Source organism: Serratia sp. JKS000199 (genome assembly GCF_900215455.1).
GTDB classification, from domain to species: Bacteria; Pseudomonadota; Gammaproteobacteria; order Enterobacterales; family Enterobacteriaceae; genus Serratia; species Serratia ureilytica.
The window spans coordinates 3,946,841-3,965,944 of the sequence record NZ_LT907843.1; the positions used below are offsets into that span (position 1 = coordinate 3,946,841).

Consider the following 19,104-nt stretch of genomic DNA (forward strand, 5'->3'; position numbering starts at 1 on the left):
GCAGTTTTGCAGGACCCCACGGCAATATACGGAGATACATGGATGAAAAATAATAACTTCAGACTTTCGGCGGCAGGCAAACTGGCCGCCGCGCTGGCGATAATTCTCGCCGCTTCCGCCGGCGCCTACGCCGGTGAGATCGTCGCGGCCAACGGCGCCAACGGCCCCGGCGTTTCCACCGCCGCCACCGGCGCCCAGGTGGTCGACATCGTCGCGCCGAACGGCAACGGGCTGTCGCATAACCAATATCAGGACTTCAACGTCAACCAGCCCGGCGCGGTGCTGAACAACTCCCGCGAGGCGGGGCTGTCGCAGCTGGCCGGCCAACTGGGCGCCAACCCCAATCTGGGCGGGCGCGAAGCCAGCGTGATCCTCAATGAAGTGATCGGCCGCAACCCGTCGCTGCTGCACGGCCAGCAAGAGATCTTCGGCATGGCGGCCGACTACGTGCTGGCCAACCCGAACGGCATCAGCTGCCAGGGCTGCGGGTTCATCAACACCAGCCGCTCCTCGCTGGTGGTCGGCAACCCGCTGGTGGAAAACGGCCTGCTGCAGGGCTACAGCACCCTGGGCAACCGCAATACCCTGAGCCTCAACGGCACCCTGAACGCCGGCGGCGTGCTGGATCTGATCGCGCCGAAGATAGACAGCCGCGGCGACGTCATCGTACAAGACTTCACCCACCGCAACGGCAAAGTGACGCCGGCGGCGATCAACGCCATCAGCGGCCTTAACCGCGTGGCGCGCGACGGCAAGGTGCTGGCCAGCGAGCAACCGACGACCGCGCTGGACAGCTACTACCTCGGCAGCATGCAGGCCGGGCGCATCAACATCATCAACACCGCGCAGGGCAGCGGCGTTAAGCTGGCCGGCACGCTGGCCGCCGGCGACGAGCTCAAGGTGAAGGCCTACGATATTCGCAGCGAAAGCCGCGTTGAGGATGCCAGCAGCAACCGCAACGGCGGCGACAACTACCAGAACTACCGAGGCGGCATCTATGTCAACGATCGCAGCAGCAGCCAGAAGCTGACCCGCACCGAGCTGAAAGGCAAAAACATCAGTCTGGTGGCGGATAACCACGCACACCTTACCGCCACCGATATTCGCGGCGAAGACATCACCCTCCAGGGCGGCAAGCTGACGCTCGACGGTCAGCAGTTGAAGCAGACTCAGGGTCACACCGACGACCGCTGGTTCTATTCCTGGCAATACGACGTCACCCGCGAGCATGAGCAACAACAACAGGCGGGCAGCACCGTCGCCGCCAGCGGCAACGCCAAACTCATCAGCACCCAGGAAGATGTGAAACTGTTGGGCGCCAACGTCAGCGCCGACCGGGCGTTGAGCATCAAAGCGGCACGCGACGTGCACCTCGCCGGGCTGGTGGAGAAGGATAAGTCCACCGAACGCGGCTACCAGCGCAATCACACTTCCAGCCTGCGCACCGGTAGCTGGAGCAGCAGCGACGAAAGCGAAAGCCTGAAGGCCAGCGAACTGCGTAGCCAGGGCGAACTGACGTTGAAAGCCGGCCGCAATGTCGCAACCCAGGGCGCCAAGGTCCACGCCCAGCGCGATCTGACGATCGACGCAGATAACCAAATCCAGATCGGGGTGCAGAAAACCGCCAACGCCAAAGCGGTGCGCGATGACAAAACCTCCTGGGGCGGCATCGGCGGCGGCGACAACAAGAACAACAGCAACCGCCGCGAAGTCAGCCACGCTTCCGAACTGACCAGCGGCGGCACCCTGCGCCTGAACGGCCAGCAGGGCGTCACCATCACCGGCAGCAAGGCGCGCGGCCAGAAAGGTGGCGAAGTCACCGCCACCCACGGCGGCCTGCGCATCGACAACGCGCTGAGCACCACCGTGGACAAAATCGACGCGCGCACCGGCACCGTGTTCAACATCACCAGCAGCTCGCACAAGGCCGACAACAGCTACCAGAGCAGTACCGCCAGCGAACTGAAGTCCGACACCAACCTGAAGCTGGTCAGCCGTAAGGATACCGACGTGATCGGCAGCCAGGTCGCCAGCGGCGGCGAACTGAACGTCACCTCACAGACCGGCAACATCAACGTCAAGGCCGCCGAGCAGCAGCAGAACATCGATGAGCAGAAGACCGCGCTTACCGTCAACGGCTATGCCAAAGAGGCCGGCGACAAGCAATACCGCGCCGGTGTACGCATCGAACACACCCGCGACAGCGAGAAAACTACCCGCACCGAGAACCGTGGCGCCACCCTCAGCGGCGGCAGCGTGAAGCTCGAAGCGGATAAGGACGTGACCTTCAGCGGCTCCAAATTGGTCGCCGACAAAGGCGACGCCAGCGTCAGCGGCAATAAGGTTTCGTTCCTGGCGGCCGACGACAAAACCACCTCGAACACCGAGCAGACCAAGGTCGGCGGCGGTTTCTACTACACCGGCGGCATCGACAAGCTCGGCAGCGGCGTAGAGGCCGGTTACGAGAACAGCAAAACGCAGGCGCAGAGCAGCAAGGCCGTCACCTCCGGCAGCAACGTCAAAGGCAACCTGACTGTCAACGCCCGTGACAAGCTGACCCAGCAAGGCGCACAGCACAGCGTCGGCGGCGCCTATCAAGAAAACGCCGCGGACGTCGATCACCTGGCCGCTGCCGACACCGCCAGCACCACCACCACCAAAACCGACGTCGGCGTGAACATCGGCGCCAACGTCGATTACAGCGCAGTGACCCGTCCGGTCGAGCGCGCGGTCGGTAAGGCGGCCAAGCTGGACGCCACCGGCGTCATCAACGACATCGGCAGCATCGGCGCGCCTAACGTCGGCCTGGATATCGGCGCACAGGGCGGCAGCAGCGAAAAACGCAGCAGCAGCTCGCAGGCGGTCGTCAGCTCGGTGAAAGCCGGCAGCATCGACATCAACGCCAAAAGCGAAGTGCGCGATCAGGGCACGCAATATCAGGCGAGCAAAGGCGCGGTCACGCTGACGGCGGACAGCCACCGCAGCGAAGCTGCGACAAACCGACAGGAAGAGCAGAACCGCGATACCCGCGGCAGCGCCGGCGTACGCGTCTACACCTCCACCGGCAGCGATCTGACCGTGGACGCCAAGGGCGAAGGCGGCACCCAGCGCAGCAACAGCAGCGCCAGCCAGGCGGTGACCGGCTCGATCGACGCGGCCAACGGCATCAACGTCAACGTGAAAAAAGACGCGGTCTATCAGGGTACCGCGCTAAACGGCGGCAGCGGTAAAACCACCGTCGACGCCGGCGGCGATATCCGCTTTGATCAGGCCAGCGACAAACAGAGTGAGAACCACAGCGGCTTTAACGTCAAAGCCTCGGCGAAGGGCGGCTTCACCGCCGACAGTAAAAACTTCGGCGCCGGCTTCGGCGGCGGCACCAACAACGGCGAAAGCAGCAGCAGCACCGCGCAGGTCGGCAACGTCAGCGGCCAACAGGGCGTTGAGCTGAAGGCGGGCCGCGATCTGACGCTGCAGGGCACCGACGTCAAGAGCCAGGGCGACGTCACTCTGAGCGCGGGCAATAAGGTCGCGCTGCAGGCGGCGGAATCGACCCAAACGCGTAAGGAGAGCCAACTGTCCGGCAATATCGATCTGGGTGCCGGCAGCAGCGACAGCAAGGAAAAAACCGGCGGCAACCTCTCCGTCGGCGGCGCCTTCGACATCGCCAAGGTGAATGAGTCCGCGACCGAGCGCCAGGGCGCCACTATCGCCTCAGACGGCAAAGTCACCCTGTCCGCCGGCGGCAAAGGCGATGACGCGCTGCATCTGCAGGGCGCCAAGGTCAGCGGCGGCAGCGCCGCGCTCGAGGCGAAAAACGGCGGCATCCTGCTGGAGTCCGCCAAGAACGAGCAGCACAAGGACAACTGGAGCCTGGGCATCAAAGCCAACGCCAAAGGCGGCCAAACGTTCAACAAGGACGCCGGCGGCAAGGTCGATCCGAACACCGGCAAAGACACCCATACGCTGGGCGCCGGTCTGAAGGTCGGCGTGGAACAGCAGGATAAAACCACCCACGCCAACACTGGCATCACCGCGGGCGAGGTGGCGATCAACAGCGGCAAAGACACCCGTCTCGCCGGGGCGCGCGTCGATGCCGACAGCGTCCAGGGCAAGGTGGGCGGCGATCTGCGCATTGAAAGCCGCAAAGACGTTGAGAAAGGCGTGAAGGTGGATGTAGATGCCGGCCTGAGCCACAGCAACGATCCGGGCAGCAGCGTCACCTCCAAGTTGTCGAAGGTGGGCACGCCGCGCTACGCCGGTAAGGTGAAAGAGAAACTGGAGGCCGGGGTAAACAAAGTGGCCGACGCCACCACCGACAAGTACAACAGCGTGGCGCGTCGCCTCGATCCGCAGCAGGACACCACCGGCACGGTCAGCTTCAGCAAGGCCGACGGCAAAGTCACGCTGCCGGCAACGCCGGCCGGTGAAAAACCGCAAGGCCCGCTGTGGGATCGCGGCGCACGCACCGTCGGCGGCGCGGTGAAAGACAGCATCACCGGTCCGGCCGGTCGCCAGGGGCACCTCAAGGTCAATGCCGACGTGGTGAACAACAACGCGGTTGGCGAGCAGTCGGCGATTACCGGCAAGAACGGCGTGGCGCTGCAGGTCGGCGGCCAAACCCAACTGACCGGCGGCGAGATCCGCAGCCAGCAGGGCAAGGTGGAACTGGGCGGCGGCAAGGTCAGCCAGCAGGACGTCAGCGGCCAGCGCTATCAGGGCGGCGGCCGCGTCGATGCGGCCGCCACGATCGGCGGGCTGCTAGGCGGCGCGGCGAAGCAAAGCGTCGACGGCAACGTGCCGTTCGCCAGCGGCCATGCTTCAACTCAGCAAGCGGACGCCAAAGCCGGGGTGTTCAGCGGCAAATAACGTGCCCCAACGCAACGCCCCCGGTTAAAACCGGGGGCGTTTTTTTACAGCGTGCTCGGGGTGTCTTCCCAGTCGCGATCGTCGTCCTTGGCATCCTGATCCAACACGTTGTAAGCCACGGCGCAGAACAGCGAGTTCAGGCGCTTCATGTCCCCCAACAATCCCAAATGCAACGAACTGGTCTCGATGCTCTGCACGTTTTGCTGGTGCAAACGATCGACGTGCGCGTGCGCGTAGCGGCGATCCAGAATGCGGAAACGGTGCTTGGAACGGCGCAGGCGCTTGGCGCTGGTGACGTCGCCGGACAGGAACACCGACAGCCCCAGGCGCAGATTGCCGATCAGCCGTTCGTGCAGTCCGTCCAGCTCCGCCAACCCTTCCGCCGAGAAAGCGCGGCGCGCGGCGTGCGACTTGGCGCCCACATCGCCGGCCATGCGCTCGATGATGTCGCCCGCCTGTTCCAGGTTGAGCGCCATTTCGATGATCTCCGCCCAGCGGCGCGAGTCTTCCTCGCCCAGATCTTCCTTCTGGATCTGCGCCAGATACAGCTTGATGGCGGTGTACAGCACGTCGACGTCATCGTCGAGGCGCCGCACCTCTTTATCGACCCCCTGCTTACCGTGCAGCACCTCACGTTGCAGGATCATCATGTGTTCCACCACGTCGCCCATGCGCAGCGTTTCGCGCGCCGCGTTGGCCAACGCCAGCGTCGGCGTGTCCAGCGCGCTGGCGTCCAGATGGCGCGGCCGCATGCGCGGATCGTCGGCCGCTTCGTCGACGATCAGCCGTTCGCACAGCGTCGCCATCGGCCCGGCCAGCGGGATCATCACCAGGCAGCGGATCAGGTTGTAGAACACGTGGAAATAGATCACCAGCTCTTCGCTGCCGCCCGGCAGTTGAGCCATCAAATCCGCCAGATAGGAGACGAACGGCAGCACCAGTATGCAGCCCACCAGCTTGAACAGCAGGCTGCCGAGCGCCACGCGCCGCCCCGCGGCGTTCTGGCCGCTGGCGTTGATCATCGCCAGCAGGCCGCTGCCGAGGTTGGCGCCGATCACCAGACAGAGCGCCACCTTCAGCGAAATCACGCCGGATGCGGTCAGAGTGGCGGTCAGCAGTACCGCCGCCAGGCTGGAATAGCTGACGATAGCGAACAGCGCGCCGGTCAGGGCATCCAGCATCACGTCGCCGGTCAGCGACGAGAACAGCACTTTCACCCCGGCCGCCTGGGTGATCGGCGTGGCGGCGGCGACGATCAGCTCCAGCGCCAGCACGATCAGCCCAAGGCCGATCAGGACGCGTCCGATCTGGCCGATCCGCATTTGCTTGCGGCTGAGGAACAGGAAGACGCCGACCAGGATCAGCAGCGGCGACAGCCAGGAAAGATCGAAGGTCAGCACGCGCGCCATCAGCGCGGTGCCGACGTCGGCGCCCAGCATGATCACCAGCGCAGGCGCCAGCCCCACCAGCCCCTGCGCGACGAAAGAGGTCACCAGCAGCGCGGTGGCGTTGCTGCTTTGCACCAGCGCGGTCACGCCGATGCCGGAAACGAACGCCAGCGGTTTTTTCTCAACGCTGTCGCTCAACACGCGCCGCAGATTGGCGCCGTAAACCCGCATGATCCCGGTGCGCACGATGTGGGTGCCCCACACCAACAGCGCCACGGACGAAAGCAGGTGAAGAAGGGTCAGCACGGAAGATACGCTCCATTAACGCCCGGCCAAAGGAGGCTGATACCCGATGCTTGTCACGCGACGCAGAGAGGCGAGCCAAAGGATGACGGATACAGCGCGCGGTCCCGCCTGCCGGGCGTGGGTCTGGCAGGACAGCGGGCGGGCGGCAGACCGCAGAAGAGAAGGGTTAATGCGGCGGCGGGAAGGCCCCGGCGCCGCGCTGCGAAGTCATGCAACTTCCCGCAATACAACAGGTTCCAAGTGTAGCCCAATTTCCGCGCCGTCGGGCCGCAGGTCGGCCACCGAACGGTTGAGCACGTCAACCAGCAATTCTACCTCGCAAACCTGAATCCGATACCGTACCACATTCCCGAGCAAACTGTGACCCAGGATCACCCCGCCGATCCCCTGCCCGGCCGGCAACAGGCCGATCGACTCGGGGCGGATCGCCACCTTGCCGACATAGCTGCGCCCGGTCAAGCGGCCGGCCTGTTCGGCGCTCAGCAGGTTGTAGTTGCCGATAAACCCGGCGGCGAAGGCATCCGCCGGCTGGGTATACAGGGTTTCCGCATCGCCGCTCTGCACGATCTGCCCCTTGTTCATCAGCACGATGCGATCCGACAGGGTCAGCGCCTCTTCCTGATCGTGGGTGACGAAGATCGCCGTCAGGTTCAGCTCGCGCTGAATGCGCCGGATCTGCTCGCGCAGGTGTTTGCGAATACGCGCATCCAGCGCCGACAGCGGTTCGTCGAGCAGCAGCAGACGCGGGCGAGTGACCAGCGATCGCGCCAACGCTACGCGCTGACACTGGCCGCCCGACAGCTGATGCGGATAGCGCTTCGCCAAATCGCTCAGCTCCACCAGCGCCAGCGCCTCCTGCACCCGCTGTCCGATCTGTCCGGCCGCCAGCTTCTGCATTTTCAGGCCGAAGGCCACGTTGCCTTCCACCGTCATATTGGGAAACAGCGCATAACTTTGAAACACCATGCCGATGCCGCGCTTTTGCGGCGCCAGCGGCACCAGATCCTGGCCCTGCAGCAAAATTTGCCCGCTGTCGACCGGGGTCAGGCCGGCCAGACAGCGCAGCAGCGTCGATTTGCCGCAGCCGCTAGGCCCCAGCAGGGTGACGAACTCCCCCTCTTCGGCGGTGAAATCGATATCCTGAAACACCTGGGTCTGGCCATAGTGTTTGTTCAGGCGGGTGACGTTGAGATAAGCCATCGGGTTAGCCCTTGTTTTTATTCAGCAGGTTCGCCAGCCAGGTGACGAGCAGCACCACGGCGAAATAGGAGATGACCAGCGCGCTGGTAAAGTGCCCGCTACCGTTGCGCATATTGAACAGATAGACCTGCAGCGTTTCATACTGGCTGCCCACCAGCAGGTTGGCGAACACGAACTCGCCGATCAGGAACGAAAACGACAGCAGCACGGCGATCGTTCCGCCCTTGCGCAGGTTCGGCAGCACCACCCACAGCGCCGCCTGCCAGGTGCTGGCGCCGAGCAGGTGCGCGGCGTCCATCAGATCGCGCAGGTTGATCGCCTGCATGTTGTTGCTGATGGCGCGGTAGATAAACGGCAGCGCGATGGTGAAATAGCAGCCCACCAAAATCCAGGGGGTGCCGAGCAGCGGCAGCGGATCGGCGGCGAACAGCTGCATCAGCCCCACCGCCGACACCACCGGCGGCACGGCGAACGGCAGCAGGATCAGCACGTTCATCACCGCGTCCAGCTTGGGGAAGTAGTAAGCGATCACAAACATCGCCGGCAGGATCACCACCACTGACAGCAGCAACGTGCCAAAGCAGATCAGCAGCGAGTGCCACAGCGCTAGCAAAAAGCGCGAATCGCTCCACAGCGCCGTCAGCCACTTCAGGGTAAAACCGTCCGGCAAAATGGTGGCGCCCCACTGGGTGGCCAGCGCGTAAACCAGCGTCGCAGCCAGCGGCAGCAGCAGAATCAACAGCAGCAGGCCGGTCACCGTGCGGTGGTACAGGCGTTCAACACGCGACATGAGCATTCTCCATCCGATTATGAGCGCGCATTGAGGTAGCTCCTGCGCAGCATCCATTGGTGGATCACCGTGATAAACGCCATCATCGCCACCAGCAGCATCGCCAGCGCGCTGGCCAGGTTCGGATCGAGGGAGATGTCCCCCGCCACCAGCGCCGAGATGCGGATCGGGATCACGTTGAAGTTGCCGGTGGTCAGCGCGTACACCGTGGCGTAGGCGCCCAGCGCGTTGGCCAGCAGGATGACGAAGGTGCCCATCAGCGCCGGCGCCAACACCGGCAGGCCGATATGCCGCCAGTAGCGCCAGGGGCCGGCGCCGAGCAGCGCCGCCGACTCGCGCCAATCGGCGCGCAGCGCATCGAACGCCGGATACAGCAACAGCACGCCCAACGGGATCTGGAAGTAGGTATACAGCACGATCAGGCCGCTCTTCGAATAGAGGTTGAAGCTCTCCATCAAACCGTATTTGCGCAGCAGCAGCGTCAGGCAGCCGTTCAACCCCAACAGAATGACGAAGGCGAACGCCAGCGGCACCCCGGCGAAGTTGCTGGTCATGTTGGTGAACGACATCACGAAGTCATGAAAGCGGGTCTGGCCGAGCTGGCGAAGTGAGTAACTGCCCACTAATGCAATCAGCAAGCCGTAGACGCTCGACCACAGCGAGATCTCCAGCGAGAACTGAAAGGCCTGCAGGTAGAACGGCGACGTAAGGATATCGACATAGTTGCCCCATCCCCAGCCGCTGCTCTCGCTGAAAAAGCTGTGAACCGCGATCCACACCAGCGGGGCGATCTGAAACGCGCCGAACAGCACGATAAACGGCAGCAGGCACAGCGCGGCGATCCATTTGGTTTTGCTGTTCATCGCGCATCCTGCGCCAGCAGCGCCCGGCAGCGCGGTTTGTCGTGCGGCGCCTGCAGCAGATCGCAGATCGTGCCGCACAGCTCGGTTTGCTGCGGATCGGCGTCGTCCAGGCTGAAGCCCGCGCCGAACACGAACAGCGGCACCTGGCGCTCTTCCGGCAACACCCCGCCGTGGCTGCGATCGTCGTTCATGCCGTGGTCGGCGGTAACCAGCACCTGATAACCGGCCGCCAGCCACTCGGGCAAATAGCGCGACAGCGAGCCGTCGGCGCGGCGCGCCGCGTTGCGGTACTGCGGCGAAGAGAGGCCGAAGCGGTGCCCGGCGTCGTCGATGTTCATCGGGTGGATCAGCAGAAAATCCGGCTGATGACGCTGGCGCAGGCTTTCGGCGTCGTCGAACAGATGGCTGTCGGGATAGCCGTCGTCGTAATAGAAATGGCCATGCTGAATCGGCAGTTCGTGAGCGTCGGTGTGGCGGTCGCGCGCGGCGTCGAACGGTGTGCGGTTATACAATTCGCTGAACCAATGATACGCGGCGGCGGCGGTGCTCAGCCCGGCGGCGCGCGCGTAATGAAACACGCTTTGTTGATGAGAAAGGCGCGAGACGTGGTTGTGCACCACGCCGCTCTCCACTGGCGTGACGCCGGTGAGGATGCATTCATACAGCGGCCGGGAGAGCGAGGGCAACTCGCTCTCCAGCAGGTACAACCGCCCGCGTCCCGCCGCGCATTCGGCCTGCAGATACCCCATGGCGTCGTGCGCCACCCGGTAGTTGAGGCCGTCCAGCAGCACGAGGATCGTTTTCATGGTGCGTTAACTCACTGCTGCATAAACATAATGACGTTTTCCTGCCACAGACGCGGCAGCGCTTTGGCGCTTTGTTCCCAGGCCGCCGGATCGGCGATCGGGTGCGCATTCTTGTACTGCTCGGCTGGCAGCAGCTTGGCCTTGACGTCGTCCGGCAGCGTCAGATGTTCGGCGCGGATCGGGCGGGCATAGCCGCGCGCCAGGTTGATCTGGCCGGCGTCGGAGAAGATGTATTCGCGCGCCAGCTTGGCGGCGTTCGGGTGCTTGGCGTATTTATTGATGATGGTGGTGTAGCCGGAGGTGATCGAGCCGTCCGACGGGATCAGCACTTCAAAACGGGTTTTGTCGATCTGATCGCGGTAGTTCAGGCCGTTGAAGTCCCACACCACGCCAACCTGCACTTCCCCTTTCTCCAGCGATGCGATCACCGGGTTACTCAGGCTCAGGCGACCGGCCTTGGCCAGCTTGCCGAAGAATTCCAGGCCCGGCTTGAGGTTTTTCTCGTTGCCGCCCATGGCGTAGGTGGCCGCCAGCACGCCGCTGGCCGCCTGCGACGCGGTGCCGACGTCGCCGATGGTGACCTGATAGCTGCCCTTGAGCAGATCGGCCCAGCTGCGCGGGATGTCTTTCACCTGCTGCTTGTTGATGATGAAGGCGATGGTGCCGGTGTAAGCCAGCGCCCAGTGGCCGTCTTTGTCTTTCGCCCACTCCGGCACCTGATCCCAGGTAGAGGGTTTGTAGGGCTGCGTTACGCCCTTCTGCACCGCCACCGGGCCAAAGGCCGCGCCGACGTCACCGATGTCCGCCGTGGCGTTGTTCTTTTCCGCATCAAATTTGGCGATCTCCTGCGCGGAGCTCATGTCGGTATCGACATGTTTCAGTCCGTACTTGCTCAACAGATCTTGCCAGGTGCCTTTCCAGTTGGCCCAGCTGTCCGGCATGCCGACGCTGTTGACTTCGCCTTCTTTCTTCGCGGCCTGCTCCAGCGCCGCCAGATCGGTATCCGCGGCCCAGCTCATCTGGCTGGATAACACGATGGCACTGGTTAACACAGAAGCGCACAAACGTTTCATAACTGATGCTCCAGGTGGTAGTGTGGGGATGGCTGGACTAGTCCAGCAAGGACCAAACCAATCTAACGGACGAATGTGATAATTATATGTCAGCTTAAAAAAGCGACAGTTTTATCCCCCATTGCAACGGCGAAAACGCGACGCTGGTCTACCTTAAGGAAGGCCAAACGCACTGAAACGGGACACCCGCTGTATGAGTGAAGCACCGACGACCGTCGCCACCATCTGCCAAACGCTGAGCGCCCGCATCACCGCCGGCGAGTTCGCCGCGGGCGGCAAGCTGCCCTCCGAACGCGCCCTGAGCGAGCAATTCGCCACCACCCGCATTACCTTGCAGGAGGCGCTCGGCCAGTTGGAGGCGCAGGGCGTCATCTACCGCCAGGTGCGGCGCGGCTGGTTCATCTCGCCGCCACGTTTGATCTACAACCCGCTGCAGCGCAGCCATTTTCACGCCATGGCGCAGCAGCAGGGCCGCGCCGCGCATACCGAAGCGATCGATAGCGCGGTCGTCACGCTCGAAGCGCCGCTGGCTGGCCGCCTGGCGCTGCCTCCCGGCGCGCAGGCCTATCGCATTCGCCGGCTGCGCTACATCGACGGACGCGCGGTGCTGTACTGCGAGCACTACCTCAATCCGGCCTATTTCCCCGGCATTCTGGACGAAGATCTGACCCAGTCGCTGACCGCGCTGTACGCCGCGCGCTACGGCATTCACTACGGCCGGGTGCGTTTCGACATGCTGCCCACCCTGCTGCCGCAGCAGGCCGCCGCCATGCTGAAAGTGACCTACGGCAGCCCGGCGCTGTTCATTACGCGGGTGAATCGCGATCAGCACGACAGGGTGATCGATTGCGACCTGGAGTATTGGCGGTACGACGCGCTACACATCGATGTGGAAGCGCTGTAAATGACAAGGGCGCATCGCTGCGCCCTTAAAGAGGAAAGTCAGTCGGCGTCGTAGCCGAGGTTTGGCGCCAGCCAGCGCTCGACCTCGCTCACGCTCATCCCTTTACGCGCCGCGTAGTCTTCCACCTGATCGCGCTGGATCTGCGCCACCGCGAAGTACTTGCTCTCGGGGTGACTGAAGTACCAGCCGGATACCGCCGCCCCCGGCCACATGGCAAAGGACTCCGTCAGTTCCATACCGGTGTGGCGGTTGACGTCCAACAGCTGCCAGATGGTCGCTTTTTCGGTGTGCTCCGGGCAGGCCGGGTAGCCCGGCGCCGGCCGGATGCCCTGATAGTTTTCCCGGATCAGCTCCTCGTTGCTCAGGCTCTCGTCGGCGGCATAGCCCCAGTGCAGCTTGCGCACCTGTTCGTGCAGGTATTCGGCGAAGGCCTCCGCCAAACGATCCGCCAGCGCCTTGACCATGATTTTGTTGTAATCGTCGTGCTGCGCGTCGTACGCCGCCGCCAGCGCGTCTTCCTCCAGCCCGCCGGTCACCGCGAAGGCGCCGAAGTAGTCGGCTTTGCCGCTGCTTTTCGGCGCCACAAAGTCCGCCAGGCAGTAGTTCGGGAAGTCGGTTTTTTCCGTCTGTTGCCGCAGGTGGCGGCTCACCGCCAGCACCTCGTCACGCCGTTCGTCGCGGTATACCTCCACGTCGTCGCCGACGCGGTTGGCCGGGAACAGGCCGTAAACGCCGCGCGGGTTGAGGCTACGCTCGGCGGCCAACCGATCCAGCATCTGATTGGCGTCATGGAACAGGCGCTTGGCCTCTTCCCCCACCACCTCATCCTCGAGGATGCGCGGGTATTTGCCCGCCAGCGACCAGGTCATGAAGAACGGCGTCCAGTCGATATAGTGGCGCAGCGTCTCGATGCCGGCCGACACCGGAAACACGCCAAGCTGCCGCGGCGCCGGCGGCTGATAGTCGGCCCAGTTCAGCGCCATGGCGTTGGCGCGCGCCTTGTGCAAATCGACCGGCGGCGTGCGCGGCTTTTTGCGCGCGTGTTGAATGCGCACCGTTTCATACTCTTTGCGGGTGCGCGCCACAAACTCGTCGCGCTGGGTGGCGGACAGCAGCGCCGACACCACGCCCACGGTGCGCGAGGCGTTTTGCACGTAGGTGGTCGGGCCGCTGTAGTTCTGCTCGATTTTCACCGCGGTGTGCGCCTTGGAGGTGGTGGCGCCGCCGATCAGCAGCGGCAGCGTAAAGCCCTGGCGCTCCATCTCTTTGGCCACGTTGACCATCTCGTCCAGCGACGGCGTGATCAGCCCCGACAGGCCGATGATGTCGACATTCTCCTCGCGCGCGGTGCGCAGGATTTTCTCCGTCGGCACCATCACGCCAAGATCGACGATTTCATAGTTGTTGCACTGCAGCACCACGCCGACGATGTTCTTGCCGATGTCGTGCACGTCGCCTTTCACCGTCGCCAACAGGATTTTGCCCGCGGAGGTGCCTTGCTGCTTGCTGGCCTCGATGTACGGTTCCAGGTAGGCCACCGCCTGCTTCATCACGCGGGCGGATTTCACCACCTGCGGCAGGAACATCTTGCCCTCGCCGAACAGATCGCCGACCACGTTCATCCCGGCCATCAGCGGCCCTTCGATCACTTCGATCGGGCGTTCGGCCTGCTGCCGCGCTTCTTCGGTGTCCAGTTCGATAAACTCGGTGATGCCCTTCACCAGCGAGTATTCCAGCCGCTTCTCCACCGGCCAGCCGCGCCATTCCGCCTGCTGCACCGCCGCTTCGCCGTCTTTGCTGCCGCGGTACTTTTCCGCCAGTTCCAGCAGGCGTTCGGTGCCGTCCTCGCGACGGTTGAGGATCACGTCTTCTACCGCCTCGCGCAGCTCGCCAGGCAGATCGTCGTAAATCGCCAGCTGCCCGGCGTTGACGATGCCCATGTCCATGCCGTTGCGAATGGCGTGATACAGGAATACCGCGTGGATCGCTTCACGCACCGGATCGTTGCCGCGGAACGAGAACGACACGTTGGACACCCCGCCGGAGATCATCGCGTGCGGCAGGTGGGTTTTGATGTCGGCGCAGGCTTCGATAAAGTCGACGGCGTAGTTGTTGTGCTCGTCGATGCCGGTGGCGACGGCGAAGATGTTCGGATCGAAAATGATGTCTTCCGGCGGGAAACCGACGCGTTCGGTCAGAATTTTATAGGCGCGGCGACAGATCTCGAACTTGCGCTCGCGGGTGTCCGCCTGGCCCACTTCGTCGAACGCCATCACCACCACCGCGGCGCCATAGCGGCGCACCAGCCTGGCGTGGTGGATAAAGGCCTCTTCGCCCTCCTTCATTGAGATCGAGTTGACGATGCCCTTGCCCTGAATGCACTTCAGGCCTTTCTCGATAACGGACCACTTGGAGGAGTCGATCATGATCGGCACCCGGGCGATATCCGGCTCGCCGGCGATCAGGTTGAGGAAGCGCACCATCGCCGCTTCGGCGTCGAGCATCCCCTCGTCCATGTTGATGTCGATGATCTGCGCGCCGCTCTCGACCTGCTGACGCGCCACGTCGAGCGCCTCATTGTATTTCTCTTCTTTGATCAAGCGTTTGAAACGCGCCGAACCGGTGACGTTGGTGCGCTCGCCGACGTTGACGAACAGGGTGTTGGCGTCGATGGTCAGCGGTTCCAGACCGGCCAGGCGGCAGGCGACCGGGATATCCGGCAGCCGGCGCGGCGGCACGCCCTCGACCGCCTTGGCCATCGCGGCGATATGTTCCGGCGTGGTGCCGCAGCAGCCGCCGATAATATTGAGGAAGCCGGCCTGCGCCCACTCCCCGACCTGGCGCGCCATCTCGGCCGCATCCAGATCGTACTCGCCGAAGGCGTTCGGCAAACCGGCGTTCGGGTGTGCGGTGACGTAGGTCTCCGAGATGCGCGCCAGCTCGGCGACGTACTGACGCAGCTCATCCGGCCCCAGGGCGCAGTTCAGGCCGAAGGTCAGCGGCTTGACGTGGCGCAGCGAATTGTAAAACGCTTCGGTGGTCTGGCCGGACAGGGTGCGGCCGGAGGCGTCGGTGATGGTGCCGGAAATCATGATCGGCAGTTCCACCCCCAGCGCTTCGAATTCGGTTTCCACCGCAAAAGCGGCGGCCTTGGCGTTCAGGGTGTCGAAGATGGTTTCGATCATGATCAGATCGACGCCGCCTTCCACCAGCGCGCGGGTCGATTCACGGTAAGCCGCCACCAGTTCATCGAACGAGATGTTGCGGAACGCCGGATCGTTGACGTTCGGCGAGATGGACGCGGTGCGGTTGGTCGGCCCCAACACCCCGGCGACATAGCGCGGTTTTTCCGGCGTGCGCGCCGTCCATTCGTCGGCGCAGGCGCGCGCCAGGCAGGCGGCCTGATAGTTAATCTCGGCGGACAGCGACTCCATATGGTAGTCGGCCATGGCGATGGAGGTGGAGTTGAAGGTATTGGTCTCAAGGATATCGGCGCCCGCCTCGAGATAGGCGTAATGAATGGCGGTGATCACTTCCGGCTTGGTCAGCACCAGCAGATCGTTGTTGCCTTTCAGATCGCTGCGCCAGTCGGCGAAACGCTCACCGCGGAAATCGCGCTCATCCAGACGGTAGCTCTGGATCATGGTGCCCATGCCGCCGTCCAACACCAAAATGCGCTGCGCTAACTGGCGGCGCAGTTGTTCTACTCGATTCGTCACTGTAACCCCTTCCATTGCCATCCAGCCCATTGCTCAACTGCCGCAAAAACCAACGAGTCATCCTAGCACAGCTTGTAAGGACAAAGGGCCAGGCGACAATTGAGAGTTTTTCAGGTTGTGCGCCAACACCTCCGATGAGCTGACGGCGGCTTGCAATTCATCGACAAAAAACGAAAATGAATTCCATCATACGGAAAAAGGAATCTCACCCATGGCCACCCCTGCTCCCGCCAAGCGCGGCAAGAAGCCCCGCGCAGCAGCCCCCGCCGCCAGTGCGGCGACCGGTCAGGTACAATCGTTGACCCGTGGCCTGAAACTGTTGGAATACATTTCGGAAGCCCAGGGCAACGTGGCGCTGACCGATCTGGCCCAGCAGGCCGGCCTGCCGAACTCCACCACTCACCGCCTGCTCACCACCATGCAGCAGCAGGGATTCGTGCGCCAGGTCGGCGATCTCGGCCTGTGGACCATCGGCTCGCACGCCTTTGTGGTCGGCAGCAGCTTCCTGCAAAGCCGCAACCTGCTGGCGATGGTGCATCCGACGCTGCGCCGCCTGATGGAGGAATCCGGCGAAACCGTCAACCTGGCGGTGCTGGATACCAGCGAGTACCAGGCGATCATCATCGATCAGGTGCAGTGCACGGCGCTGATGCGCATGTCGGCGCCGATCGGCGGCAAACTGCCGATGCACGCCTCCGGCGCCGGCAAAGCGTTCCTCGCCACCCTGCCGGACGATCAGGTGACCAAACTGCTGCACAAGAAAGGCATGCACACCTACACGCCGCATACCCTGACGCCGCACAACCTGAAAGAGGGGCTGGCGCAGATCCGCAAACAGGGCTTCTCCTTTGACGACGAAGAGCACGCGCTCGGCCTGCGCTGCGTGGCGGCCTGCATCTTCGACGAGCACCGCGAAGCCTTCGCCGCCATTTCCATCTCCGGCCCGGTGTCGCGCATCACCGACGATCGTGTGATCGAGCTGGGCGCGCTGGTGATCCACGCGGCGAAAGAGATCAGCCTGGCCTACGGCGGCGTGCGCTAATCCTGTTCATCCGAGGGGCGCCCCAGTGCGCCCCTGCTCCCCTGCCATGCTCTGTTGTCAGCATGTAACAGGCTGTCGGCATCCTGTTTAGCGCACAGGAAAAAAGCTTGAAGCCGATCACAGTTAGCGATCCTCACGGCGAAAGCCCATTGCAACCGCTCAAACTTCCTTCGACAATGTTACCGATAACATGTTACCGGTAACAATCAAACTGAACGAAGGTAACGTCACCCGGTGTTTTGGAGCCAAGCCATGACCAACAATCAAAATCGCATTTACGTCGTTATGGGCGTTTCCGGCAGCGGCAAGTCCGCCGTCGCCGCCGCCGCGGCCCGCCAACTCTCCGCCGGCTTCCTCGACGGCGACTTCCTGCACCCGCGCAGCAACATCCTGAAGATGGCCGCCGGGGAAGCGTTGAACGACGACGATCGCGCGCCGTGGCTGGCCGCGCTCAACGACGCCGCCTTCGCCATGCAGCGCACCAACAACGTGTCGATCATCGTCTGTTCGGCGTTGAAAAAGCAGTATCGCGACCGCCTGCGCGCCGGCAACGGCAACCTGTCATTCATCTATCTGCACGGCGAGTTCCCGGTGATCGAATCCCGCCTGGCGGCGCGCAACGGCCACTTCTTCAAGCCGCAGATGCTGGTCACCCAGTTCGCCGCGCTGGAGCAACCGGGCGCCGACGAGAACGACGTGATGGCGATCGACATCAATCAGCCGCTGGACGCGGTGATCGCCGATACCGTGCGCCATATCCAGAGCTTCCTGCCGCAGGACGTGTGCGCGTGAGTACCGTAACGCTGGTCGGTACCGCAGTCGGCTCGGTTTTACTGCTGTTATTCCTGGTGATGAAGGCGCGCATGCACGCCTTCGTCGCGCTGATGCTGGTGTCCATCGCCGCCGGCATTTTCTCCGGCATGCCGCTGGAACACATCGCCGACACCATGCAGAAAGGCATGGGCGACACGCTGGGCTTCCTGGCGATCGTGGTGGCGCTCGGGGCGATGTTCGGCAAGATCCTGCATGAGGTCGGCGCGCTCGATCAAATTGCGGCGCAATTGCTGAAACGATTCGGACAAAGCAAGGCGCACTACGCGCTCGGCATCGCCGGGCTGATCTGCGCACTGCCGCTGTTCTTCGACGTGGCGGTGGTGCTGCTGATCGGCATCGTGTTCGCCGTGGCGCGCCGCACCGACGGCAATATCGTCAAGCTGGCGATCCCGCTGTTCGCCGGCGTGGCCGCCGCCGCCTCCTTCCTGCTGCCGGGGCCGGTGCCGATGCTGCTGGCGTCGCAGATGAAGGCCGATTTCGGCTGGATGATCGCCATCGGCCTGGTGGCGGCGGTGATCGGCATGCTGATCGCCGGCCCGCTGTACGGCAGCTTTATCAGCCGTTTCGTCAACTGGCCGATGCCGCCGGAAGAGAATGAGCCGACGCTGGCCAAGGGCAATCTGCCGTCGTTCGGCTTCAGCCTGGCGCTGGTGCTGTGCCCGCTGGTGCTGGTCGGCATGAAAACCATCGGCGCGCGGCTGGTCACCCCCGGCTCGCAGCTGCAGCAGTGGCTGGAGTTTATCGGCCACCCGTTCACCGCCATCCTGCTGGCCTGCCTGATCGTGATTTACGGTCTGGCGAAGCCGCGCGGCATGAGCAACGAACAGACCCTGGCCATCTGTTCCGCTGCGGTGCAGCCGGCCGGGATCATCCTGCTGATGACCGGCGCCGGCGGGGTGTTCAAGCAGATCCTGGTGGATTCCGGCGTAGGGCCGGCGTTGGGTGACGCCATGATCGGCGCCGGCCTGCCGATCGCCGTGGCCGCCTTCGCGCTGTCCGCCATGGTGCGGGTGATTCAGGGCTCGGCCACCGTCGCCTGCCTGACCACCGTCGGTCTGGTGCTGCCGGTCACCAGTCAGCTCGGTCTGAACGGCGGGCAACTGGCCGCGCTGGCCATCTGCATCGCCGGCGGCTCCATCGTGCTGAGCCACGTCAACGACGCCGGCTTCTGGCTGTTCGGCAAATTCACCGGCGCCAACGAACTGCAAACGCTGAAAACCTGGACGGTGATGGAAACCATTCTGGGCAGCGTCGGCGGCGCCATCGGCATGATTGCATTCACGATGTTTTAAATCCTAAATCGCCCCCGG

12 protein-coding genes are annotated in these 19,104 nt (G+C 63.6%); 5 read left to right on the forward strand and 7 right to left on the reverse strand.

Annotated elements, in window-relative coordinates; genetic code table 11:
* The first annotated feature begins 42 nt into the window (after positions 1–42).
* The gene (locus CPH57_RS18715; protein WP_096242639.1) at positions 43–4,869 is read left to right on the forward strand and encodes a hemagglutinin repeat-containing protein; all 4,827 of its coding nucleotides are present in this window, start codon (positions 43–45) and stop codon (positions 4,867–4,869) included.
* Positions 4,870–4,913: 44 nt separating this feature from the next.
* Here CPH57_RS18715 and CPH57_RS18720 read toward each other — a convergent pair whose 3' ends face one another.
* The 6 genes from CPH57_RS18720 to CPH57_RS18745 form a co-directional block, all read right to left on the reverse strand.
* The gene (locus CPH57_RS18720; protein WP_033644385.1) at positions 4,914–6,563 is read right to left on the reverse strand and encodes a Na/Pi cotransporter family protein; all 1,650 of its coding nucleotides are present in this window, start codon (positions 6,561–6,563) and stop codon (positions 4,914–4,916) included.
* Between the two features lie 207 nt (positions 6,564–6,770).
* Positions 6,771–7,763, reverse strand: a complete 993-nt coding sequence (locus CPH57_RS18725) for an ABC transporter ATP-binding protein (protein WP_033651200.1) — start codon at positions 7,761–7,763, stop codon at positions 6,771–6,773.
* Between the two features lie 4 nt (positions 7,764–7,767).
* On the reverse strand, positions 7,768–8,553 hold the full coding sequence (locus CPH57_RS18730) for an ABC transporter permease (RefSeq protein ID WP_033644383.1): 786 nt from the start codon (positions 8,551–8,553) through the stop codon (positions 7,768–7,770).
* A 17-nt stretch (positions 8,554–8,570) separates the two neighbouring features.
* Positions 8,571–9,416, reverse strand: coding sequence for an ABC transporter permease subunit (locus CPH57_RS18735; protein WP_033651199.1), 846 nt, complete (start codon positions 9,414–9,416; stop codon positions 8,571–8,573).
* The gene (locus CPH57_RS18740; RefSeq protein WP_096242640.1) at positions 9,413–10,222 is read right to left on the reverse strand and encodes an alkaline phosphatase family protein; all 810 of its coding nucleotides are present in this window, start codon (positions 10,220–10,222) and stop codon (positions 9,413–9,415) included. The genes CPH57_RS18735 and CPH57_RS18740 overlap by 4 nt, the downstream gene beginning before the upstream one ends.
* An 11-nt stretch (positions 10,223–10,233) precedes the next feature.
* The gene (locus CPH57_RS18745) at positions 10,234–11,295 is read right to left on the reverse strand and encodes an ABC transporter substrate-binding protein (protein ID WP_033644381.1); all 1,062 of its coding nucleotides are present in this window, start codon (positions 11,293–11,295) and stop codon (positions 10,234–10,236) included.
* A gap of 193 nt (positions 11,296–11,488) precedes the next feature.
* Here CPH57_RS18745 and CPH57_RS18750 point away from each other — a divergent pair, with 193 nt between their 5' ends.
* Positions 11,489–12,199 (forward strand): UTRA domain-containing protein, encoded by a 711-nt coding sequence (locus tag CPH57_RS18750; protein ID WP_047026586.1) that lies wholly within the window; start codon positions 11,489–11,491, stop codon positions 12,197–12,199.
* A gap of 38 nt (positions 12,200–12,237) precedes the next feature.
* Here the strand turns inward: CPH57_RS18750 and metH are convergent, their stop codons facing one another.
* Complete coding sequence (gene metH / locus CPH57_RS18755; RefSeq protein ID WP_089195244.1) at positions 12,238–15,933, reverse strand: methionine synthase; 3,696 nt, start codon at positions 15,931–15,933, stop codon at positions 12,238–12,240.
* A 196-nt stretch (positions 15,934–16,129) separates the two neighbouring features.
* Between metH and iclR the strand changes: the two genes are divergently transcribed.
* The 3 genes from iclR to gntU all read left to right on the forward strand — a co-directional run bounded on the left by iclR (position 16,130) and on the right by gntU (position 19,086).
* Positions 16,130–16,960, forward strand: a complete 831-nt coding sequence (iclR, locus tag CPH57_RS18760) for a glyoxylate bypass operon transcriptional repressor IclR (protein ID WP_004936648.1) — start codon at positions 16,130–16,132, stop codon at positions 16,958–16,960.
* Positions 16,961–17,212: 252 nt separating this feature from the next.
* Positions 17,213–17,752: a gluconokinase gene (gntK, locus tag CPH57_RS18765; RefSeq protein ID WP_004936645.1), complete on the forward strand. Its 540-nt coding sequence runs from the start codon at positions 17,213–17,215 to the stop codon at positions 17,750–17,752.
* The gene (gene gntU / locus CPH57_RS18770; RefSeq protein ID WP_060660865.1) at positions 17,749–19,086 is read left to right on the forward strand and encodes a gluconate transporter; all 1,338 of its coding nucleotides are present in this window, start codon (positions 17,749–17,751) and stop codon (positions 19,084–19,086) included. Before gntK ends, gntU begins: the two co-directional genes overlap by 4 nt.
* Positions 19,087–19,104: the final 18 nt, after the last annotated feature.

What these genes read in the sequence shown, in the direction of transcription:
- CPH57_RS18715 (WP_096242639.1), top strand. Translation starts at nt 43, where the DNA reads ATGAAAAATAATAACTTCAGACTTTCGGCGGCAGGCAAACTGGCCGCC.
- metH (WP_089195244.1), bottom strand. Translation starts at nt 15,933, where the DNA reads ATGGAAGGGGTTACAGTGACGAATCGAGTAGAACAACTGCGCCGCCAG.
- CPH57_RS18745 (WP_033644381.1), bottom strand. Translation starts at nt 11,295, where the DNA reads ATGAAACGTTTGTGCGCTTCTGTGTTAACCAGTGCCATCGTGTTATCC.
- CPH57_RS18750 (WP_047026586.1), top strand. Translation starts at nt 11,489, where the DNA reads ATGAGTGAAGCACCGACGACCGTCGCCACCATCTGCCAAACGCTGAGC.
- CPH57_RS18730 (WP_033644383.1), bottom strand. Translation starts at nt 8,553, where the DNA reads ATGTCGCGTGTTGAACGCCTGTACCACCGCACGGTGACCGGCCTGCTG.
- CPH57_RS18740 (WP_096242640.1), bottom strand. Translation starts at nt 10,222, where the DNA reads ATGAAAACGATCCTCGTGCTGCTGGACGGCCTCAACTACCGGGTGGCG.
- gntK (WP_004936645.1), top strand. Translation starts at nt 17,213, where the DNA reads ATGACCAACAATCAAAATCGCATTTACGTCGTTATGGGCGTTTCCGGC.
- iclR (WP_004936648.1), top strand. Translation starts at nt 16,130, where the DNA reads ATGGCCACCCCTGCTCCCGCCAAGCGCGGCAAGAAGCCCCGCGCAGCA.
- CPH57_RS18725 (WP_033651200.1), bottom strand. Translation starts at nt 7,763, where the DNA reads ATGGCTTATCTCAACGTCACCCGCCTGAACAAACACTATGGCCAGACC.
- CPH57_RS18735 (WP_033651199.1), bottom strand. Translation starts at nt 9,416, where the DNA reads ATGAACAGCAAAACCAAATGGATCGCCGCGCTGTGCCTGCTGCCGTTT.